The sequence below is a fragment of the Atopobium sp. genome (assembly GCF_034113385.1).
Classification (GTDB): Bacteria; Actinomycetota; Coriobacteriia; order Coriobacteriales; family Atopobiaceae; genus Atopobium.
Window position 1 is genome coordinate 37,376 of sequence record NZ_JAXEXL010000027.1, and the last position, 6,071, is coordinate 43,446.

General features: G+C 46.7%; 7 protein-coding genes. 5 read left to right on the plus strand and 2 right to left on the minus strand.

Features of this window, described 5'->3' with window-relative positions; genetic code table 11:
• The first annotated feature begins 12 nt into the window (after nucleotides 1-12).
• From SPD80_RS07315 to SPD80_RS07450, 5 genes are all read left to right on the plus strand, one after another.
• Nucleotides 13-1,296 carry a PTS ascorbate transporter subunit IIC gene (locus SPD80_RS07315; RefSeq protein WP_320829164.1) on the plus strand — a complete coding sequence of 428 codons (1,284 nt, stop codon included), beginning with the start codon at nucleotides 13-15 and terminating at the stop codon, nucleotides 1,294-1,296.
• 18 nt (nucleotides 1,297-1,314) lie between these two features.
• Nucleotides 1,315-2,133 carry a transketolase gene (locus SPD80_RS07320; RefSeq protein ID WP_320829165.1) on the plus strand — a complete coding sequence of 273 codons (819 nt, stop codon included), beginning with the start codon at nucleotides 1,315-1,317 and terminating at the stop codon, nucleotides 2,131-2,133.
• On the plus strand, nucleotides 2,133-3,056 hold the full coding sequence (locus SPD80_RS07325) for a transketolase family protein (RefSeq protein WP_320829166.1): 924 nt from the start codon (nucleotides 2,133-2,135) through the stop codon (nucleotides 3,054-3,056). Before SPD80_RS07320 ends, SPD80_RS07325 begins: the two co-directional genes overlap by 1 nt.
• A 168-nt stretch (nucleotides 3,057-3,224) precedes the next feature.
• On the plus strand, nucleotides 3,225-3,488 hold the full coding sequence (locus tag SPD80_RS07330; protein WP_320829168.1) for a type II toxin-antitoxin system prevent-host-death family antitoxin: 264 nt from the start codon (nucleotides 3,225-3,227) through the stop codon (nucleotides 3,486-3,488).
• Nucleotides 3,478-3,831 (plus strand): type II toxin-antitoxin system RelE/ParE family toxin, encoded by a 354-nt coding sequence (locus SPD80_RS07450; RefSeq protein ID WP_414429707.1) that lies wholly within the window; start codon nucleotides 3,478-3,480, stop codon nucleotides 3,829-3,831. Before SPD80_RS07330 ends, SPD80_RS07450 begins: the two co-directional genes overlap by 11 nt.
• Nucleotides 3,832-3,872: 41 nt before the next feature.
• Here the strand turns inward: SPD80_RS07450 and SPD80_RS07335 are convergent, their stop codons facing one another.
• Both SPD80_RS07335 and SPD80_RS07340 read right to left on the minus strand, forming a co-directional pair.
• Nucleotides 3,873-5,813, minus strand: coding sequence for an NAD(+) synthase (locus SPD80_RS07335; protein WP_320829169.1), 1,941 nt, complete (start codon nucleotides 5,811-5,813; stop codon nucleotides 3,873-3,875).
• A gap of 18 nt (nucleotides 5,814-5,831) precedes the next feature.
• Nucleotides 5,832-6,071, minus strand: a 240-nt coding sequence (locus SPD80_RS07340; protein WP_320829171.1) for an amidohydrolase family protein, incomplete at its 5' end; no start/stop codon positions are given.

Genomic DNA, 6,071 nt, shown 5'->3' on the forward strand with positions numbered 1-6,071 from the left:
AGGTAGACAACAATGGAACTTATCCAAACTATTTTTGAGGTCGTCGCATTTGACGTTTTAGCAAATGCCGCCGTACTGGTCGGTCTTATCGCTATGGTTGGCCTTATGTTGCAACATGAGAAACCCCACAAGATTCTTACGGGTACGCTCAAAACCATTATTGGCTTTTTGGTATTTAATATAGGTACAGCAGCAGTTGCAAGCTCGCTAACAAGTTTTCAAACCCTCTTCCAAGCAGGTTTTGGTATTGAAGGCATTCTACCCCTTGCTGAGGCAATGACCGCCCTAGCGCAAGAAAAATTTGGCGCTATTGTCTCGTTAGTGATGCTCATTGGATTTGTGAGTAACCTGATTGTTGCTCGGATCACACCTTTTAAGAGTATTTTCCTCACAGGTCAACATAACCTTTATTTTGCAGCTCTTATTTCTATTATGTTTAAAGCACTTGGTGTGCCCGACGTTGTAATTATTATTTTTGGTGGCATTATTCTTGGTTTTTGCGCAGCTATATTCCCCGCAATCGCTCAGCCTTACATGGATAAAGTGACAGGCAGCAACGAAATTGCAATTGGTCATTACGTAACATTAGGTTATGCCTTAGCTGGCTGGATTGGATCTAAGGTTGGTAATCCCGAAGAAAGTACTGAGGACATTACACTTCCCGGTTGGCTAAGCATCTTTAAAGACTATGTTATTGGCGTTGCCGTAACAATGATTGTTATTTACTATGTTGCTTGCATTGCAGCAGGTCAAGGCGCTGTAGAGGCGCTATCCAATGGACAGAATTGGCTGGTGTTCCCCCTCTTTGAAGGCCTTAAGTTTGCAGGCGGTTTATATGTGGTAATTACGGGCGTTCGCCTCTTCTTGGGTGAAATTGAAGGTGCCTTTGTTGGCATTTCCGAGAAACTCATCCCCAATGCCAAGCCCGCACTCGACTGCCCCGTTATTTTTGGCTTTGCTCCCACTGCTACTGTCATTGGTTTTATTGCTGCCTACATTGGTGGTCTTCTTTCCATGGCTGTTATGAGTGCTCTTGGAGCTCTTGTAGTAATTCCTGTAGCAGTCCCCTACTTCTTTATTGGCGCTACTGCTGGCGTTTTTGGCAATGCAACTGGTGGCTGGAGGGGTTGCGTTGTTGGTGCCTTTGTTGTAGGTATTTTAATTGCTGTTGGCCCCGCTCTTATCTATTCCGTTATGGCAAATATTGGCCTTACGGGCACAGCTTTCCCAGAGACCGATTTTAACTTTATTGGCCTTTTGATTTGGTATATTGGCCGCCTTTTTGTGGGTGCATAAGAGAGGAGTTTGCGCAGCATGTACACGGCAAAACAACTTGCGATTATCGCACACAACAATAGACGCCGCATTATAGACATGGTTCATGAGGCTGGAGTTGGTCATGTTGGAGGCTCGCTCTCGGTTATTGACGTTCTTACCGCTCTTTACGAGAACGAGATAGACTTTGATGCTCCTCAAAGAGCACGATTGGTGCTTTCTAAAGGGCATTGTACTCCCGCATTGTATGCCGAGTTTACCGAGAAAGGCCTCATTAGCCAAGAAGAATATGCAACATTTCGCCAGTTAGATTCAAAACTGCAAGGCCATCCCTGTGCACGCTATTATCCACAAATTGATGCCACAACTGGCTTGCTTGGTCAGGGTCTTTCCACTGGTTTTGGTATGGCAATGGCCAAGCGAACTAACCATGACAACCACATGGTATATGTCATTGTTGGTGATGGTGAATTACAAGAAGGGCAAAACTGGGAAGCCTTTATGGCAATTGGCCATTATAAGCTTAATAACCTGGCGGTCTTTATTGACCGAAACCAGCTTTCCTCGGGAGGCCCTACCGATGACAATATAACCCTTGAGCCACTGGTAGATAAGCTTAAAGCATTTAACTTTGCTGTCCTTGAGATTGACGGCCACAATATGGATGAGATTCTTGCAGCCATTGATGTTGCAAAAAGCTCCCCGGAACAGCCCTATGCCATTATCTCTAATACGGTTAAAGGCAAAGGCATAAGCTTTATGGAAAACAACCCCGCATGGCACTCCAAGGGAATTAACGACGAACAATACAGGATTGCATTGGCTGATTTAGCGCGTGAAATGGAGGTGTTAGCCTAATGGATTACCAGCTTATTTCTTTGCGCACTCTTGTGGGTGATGCGCTCAATAAGGCATTTGAAAAGCATCCCAATATATTTGTACTCGATGCCGATCTTGCTGGATCAACGACTGCCGCTCAGTTTGCCGCAAAGCACCCCGAGCATTTTATTGAAACCGGCATAGCGGAACAAAATGCTCTGTCTGCGGCAGCTGGCATTGCCACTGAAGGAGGCATTCCTTTCTTCGTGGATTTCTCGCTCTTTATAACAGGTACCTGCTGGACCCAAATCAGACAAGCATGCTATGGCAAGCTTAATGTAAAGATGATTGGCACACATAATGGCATGGACGGTGGATACGACGGCGCTACCCACCATGCTAACGAGGACATCGCACTTATGCGCGTGATTCCCGATATCACCATTCTTGACCCTTCCAATCCTGATGAGTTGTACGATGCCATTGAATGTGCGATTGCCATTGATGGCCCGGTATTTATTCGTACCACGCGCGGTAATGTACCCTATTTGCCGGCTACCCAGAGCATTAATCCTGGTAAAGCACAAATTGTGCGCGATGAAGGCACTGATTTTGCCCTCATTTATGAGGGGTCAACTACCGACCTAGCCATGAGAAGCTTTGAGGCCGCTTGCCAGCACAATCAGAACGGTAAGCTTGTTAATATTTGCAGCATCAAACCAGTTGATACCGAGTTATTGCGCAACCTAGCACAAACCGTTAAGCGTATTGTTACCGTCGAAAATCACAGTATTGTTGGCGGACTGGGAAGTTTAGTAGCAGAAACTATTTGTGATATACCCTTACATGCACCTCTTTATAGGGTTGGCGTTGATGACGTCTTTACGGAATCTGGCCCAGGCGATGCACTCAAAGAAAAGTATGGTCTCACCGTTGATAATGTACTTGCCCAGATTATGTAAGAAGCAGTAGACACTCATAGAACTCATAGCTTGTATTGATTTACGTGCGTGACGTGCTGCTCTGTCAAAGACAAACCGCACCTTTGAACCAGAGATTATATATCCGGTATTCAAGGTGCGGTTTATTGCTGTAAAATAAGACATCATATTGTTCAGCAAGGAGGAAGTATGCCCACCATTATGCCAGTTTCATCTCTACGCAGTTACACTGAAGTGTTGGAAGGCGTTGCTCCTGGCACGCCCGTATTCCTTACAAAAAACGGACAAGGTAGATATGCCATCCTTGACATGGATGACTATGACAGGCTCGCTGCTGAAAACCGCCTACTCTCTGAGCTACAATCGGGCCATACGTCTGGTGAACAAGAAGGGTGGATTGCAAGTGAACATGTCAAGAAGCACTTCGTAGAAAGAGCTGGAGATGGACTGTAGTATCGTTTACGCACCGCTCGCACTCGAAGACCTTGACGATATTTGGAACTACCTCTGTATTGAATGCGAAAATGAGCCTGCAGCCATCAAAGCTACTAACACAATCATGGAGCGCATCGATTCACTATCCAAGTTTCCCGAGTCTGGAACACCACTTGATACTAAATGTATTATCCATTCTCCTTATCGCTTCGTTATATCAAACCACTACCTTGCTTTCTATCACATTGCACACGACTGTATCTATATAGACAGAGTTCTAGATGGTAGGAGCAACTATCTTCAAAAGCTCTTTGGCATAAACGATTCCTCAGTTGATTTCTACAGTCACAAAACAAGGTGAAACTTTTCCGTAAAGCAACGCTATAAAAAATAAGTAAGCTTCTACAGCTGCTCTAATTGATCTAACCATAGCGTTACAACGGCATCAGATGGCATACGTAAATCACCGCGAGGAGATACCGCAACAGAACCAACTTTGGGTCCATCGGGCAAACAGCTCCGCTTAAACTGCTGAGCAAAGAATCTGCGATAAAAGACCTTAAGCCATGACAAAATAGTTATGCCATCATATGCTTGTGCGCCGTGAGTCCCATCAAACGCAATGCGAGCTAAACGATAGATTTTTGCCGGAGCAAAACCACAGCGCAGCATGTTGTATAAGAAGAAATCATGCAGCTCATAGGGACCAACTAAATCTTCGGTCTTTTGCGCAATAGTGCCGTCAGTTTGTGCAGGCAAAAGCTCCGGAGATACAGGCGTTGCCAACACATCCAACAACACCGAAGAAAGTTCCTCGCTCTCGCACTTATCGGCAACATAAGCAACAAGATGGCGCACGAGTGTCTTGGGAATAGACGTGTTAACCGCGTACATGCTCATATGGTCACCGTTGTAGGTTGCCCAACCAAGCGCAAGCTCAGAAAGATCTCCCGTGCCAACAACCAAGCCGTGCTCCTGATTGGCAATATCCATCAAGATTTGCGTACGCTCGCGTGCCTGTGCATTTTCATACGTCACATCATGAACAGATTCATCATGGCCAATGTCCGAGAAGTGCTGACGAACGGCATCTCCAATCGCGACTTCAAGCAAAGTGGCACCCAATGCAGCACTCAACTCAGTTGCATTAGCATGGGTCCGTGCCGTAGTACCAAAACCAGGCATGGTAACGGCAATAATACCCTCATGATCCAAATCGAGAAGATCAAAAGCTCGAGCACATACCAACAATGCCAGAGTGGAATCCAAACCTCCAGATACGCCCACCACTACATGTTCAGAGCGTGTGTGCTGCAAGCGCTTAGCCAAACCGTGTGCTTGGATTTCAAAGATATTCTCACAACGCTCGGCTCGACGGGTTTTATCGGAAGGAACAAAAGGATGAGGATTAACAAAGCGCGTAAGCTGGGTGGTCTCAAGAGGCAGGTTAAACGTGGTAACAAAGTAGTCAGCATGTTCTGGCGTGCCTGCTGTTTGGAAGGTAGAGATACGCCTCCGATCAGCAGCTAAGCGCGAAAGATCAATTTGTGAAATGCATACCTCATCAATAAAAGGTGCAGACTCAGCCAGTATGCTCCCGTTTTCACAAATGAGATTGTGGCCGCCAAAAACAACGTCAGTAGTAGACTCTCCCCAACCTGCGCTGGTATACACATATCCCGCAATGAGGCGCGCACTTTGCCCACGCACAAGGTCACGGCGATAATCCGTCTTGCCTACTATTTCATTTGAAGCAGAAAGGTTACAAATAATGGTTGCACCTGCTAAAGCTGCATCAATAGAAGGTGGATGTGGCACCCACAAATCTTCGCAAATCTCTACCGCGACCGTAAAGTTGGGCATGTCAGGACAGACAAAAAGCTGATGTGTGCCAAAACTTACATCAGACTCACCTGCAAAATCTACCAGACATACGTCATCAGGGCCAACACTAAAGTGACGACTCTCGTAAAACTCGTTATAGGTGGGCAGCGCTTTCTTAGGCACAAGACCCAAGAGCTCGCCATGACAAAAAACAGCGGCACAGTTGTACAACTTACCGTTAACACGCGCAGGCACACCCACCATGATAAGAGCGTCCAGCTGAGCTGTGTTTTTAATAAGATCATGGAGGGCAGCTTCCGAGGCATTAAGCAGCGCATCTTGCCAGAATAAATCCTCGCAGGTGTAGCCCGTTAATCCGAGCTCTGGCAGCACAATAACGCGCGCTCCCGCAGCAACGGCCTTGATGCTAGCGTCCAGTGACTGCTGAGCGTTATAGCTCACGTCAGCCACTTTTATCTGAGGCGTAACGGCTGCAACGCCAATAAATCCATCTTTCATAGCAACCCTTTCCTAAGGCTAGTGAGCGCCGTCAGACGAAGCCCGCTCAAAGACCTTCTCGCCAGCACATACCGTAAGTATAGGGCGTGCGGTCTGCAATTGCTCGTTAGCACAGGTAAGCAAGTTAGTATCCCACACAACAAAATCTGCAAGCATGCCAGATTCCAGCGTGCCCAGCTCATGCGCGCGGCCTGTTGCTGCAGCACTGCCGTGTGTATATGCAGCCAACGCCTGAAGGCGCGTGAGCGAATGCTCAGG

Bases quoted from the DNA above. Each gene is read 5' to 3' on its own strand.
- SPD80_RS07315 (WP_320829164.1), top strand. From the start codon at position 13: ATGGAACTTATCCAAACTATTTTTGAGGTCGTCGCATTTGACGTTTTA.
- SPD80_RS07320 (WP_320829165.1), top strand. From the start codon at position 1,315: ATGTACACGGCAAAACAACTTGCGATTATCGCACACAACAATAGACGC.
- SPD80_RS07325 (WP_320829166.1), top strand. From the start codon at position 2,133: ATGGATTACCAGCTTATTTCTTTGCGCACTCTTGTGGGTGATGCGCTC.
- SPD80_RS07330 (WP_320829168.1), top strand. From the start codon at position 3,225: ATGCCCACCATTATGCCAGTTTCATCTCTACGCAGTTACACTGAAGTG.
- SPD80_RS07450 (WP_414429707.1), top strand. From the start codon at position 3,478: ATGGACTGTAGTATCGTTTACGCACCGCTCGCACTCGAAGACCTTGAC.
- SPD80_RS07335 (WP_320829169.1), bottom strand. From the start codon at position 5,813: ATGAAAGATGGATTTATTGGCGTTGCAGCCGTTACGCCTCAGATAAAA.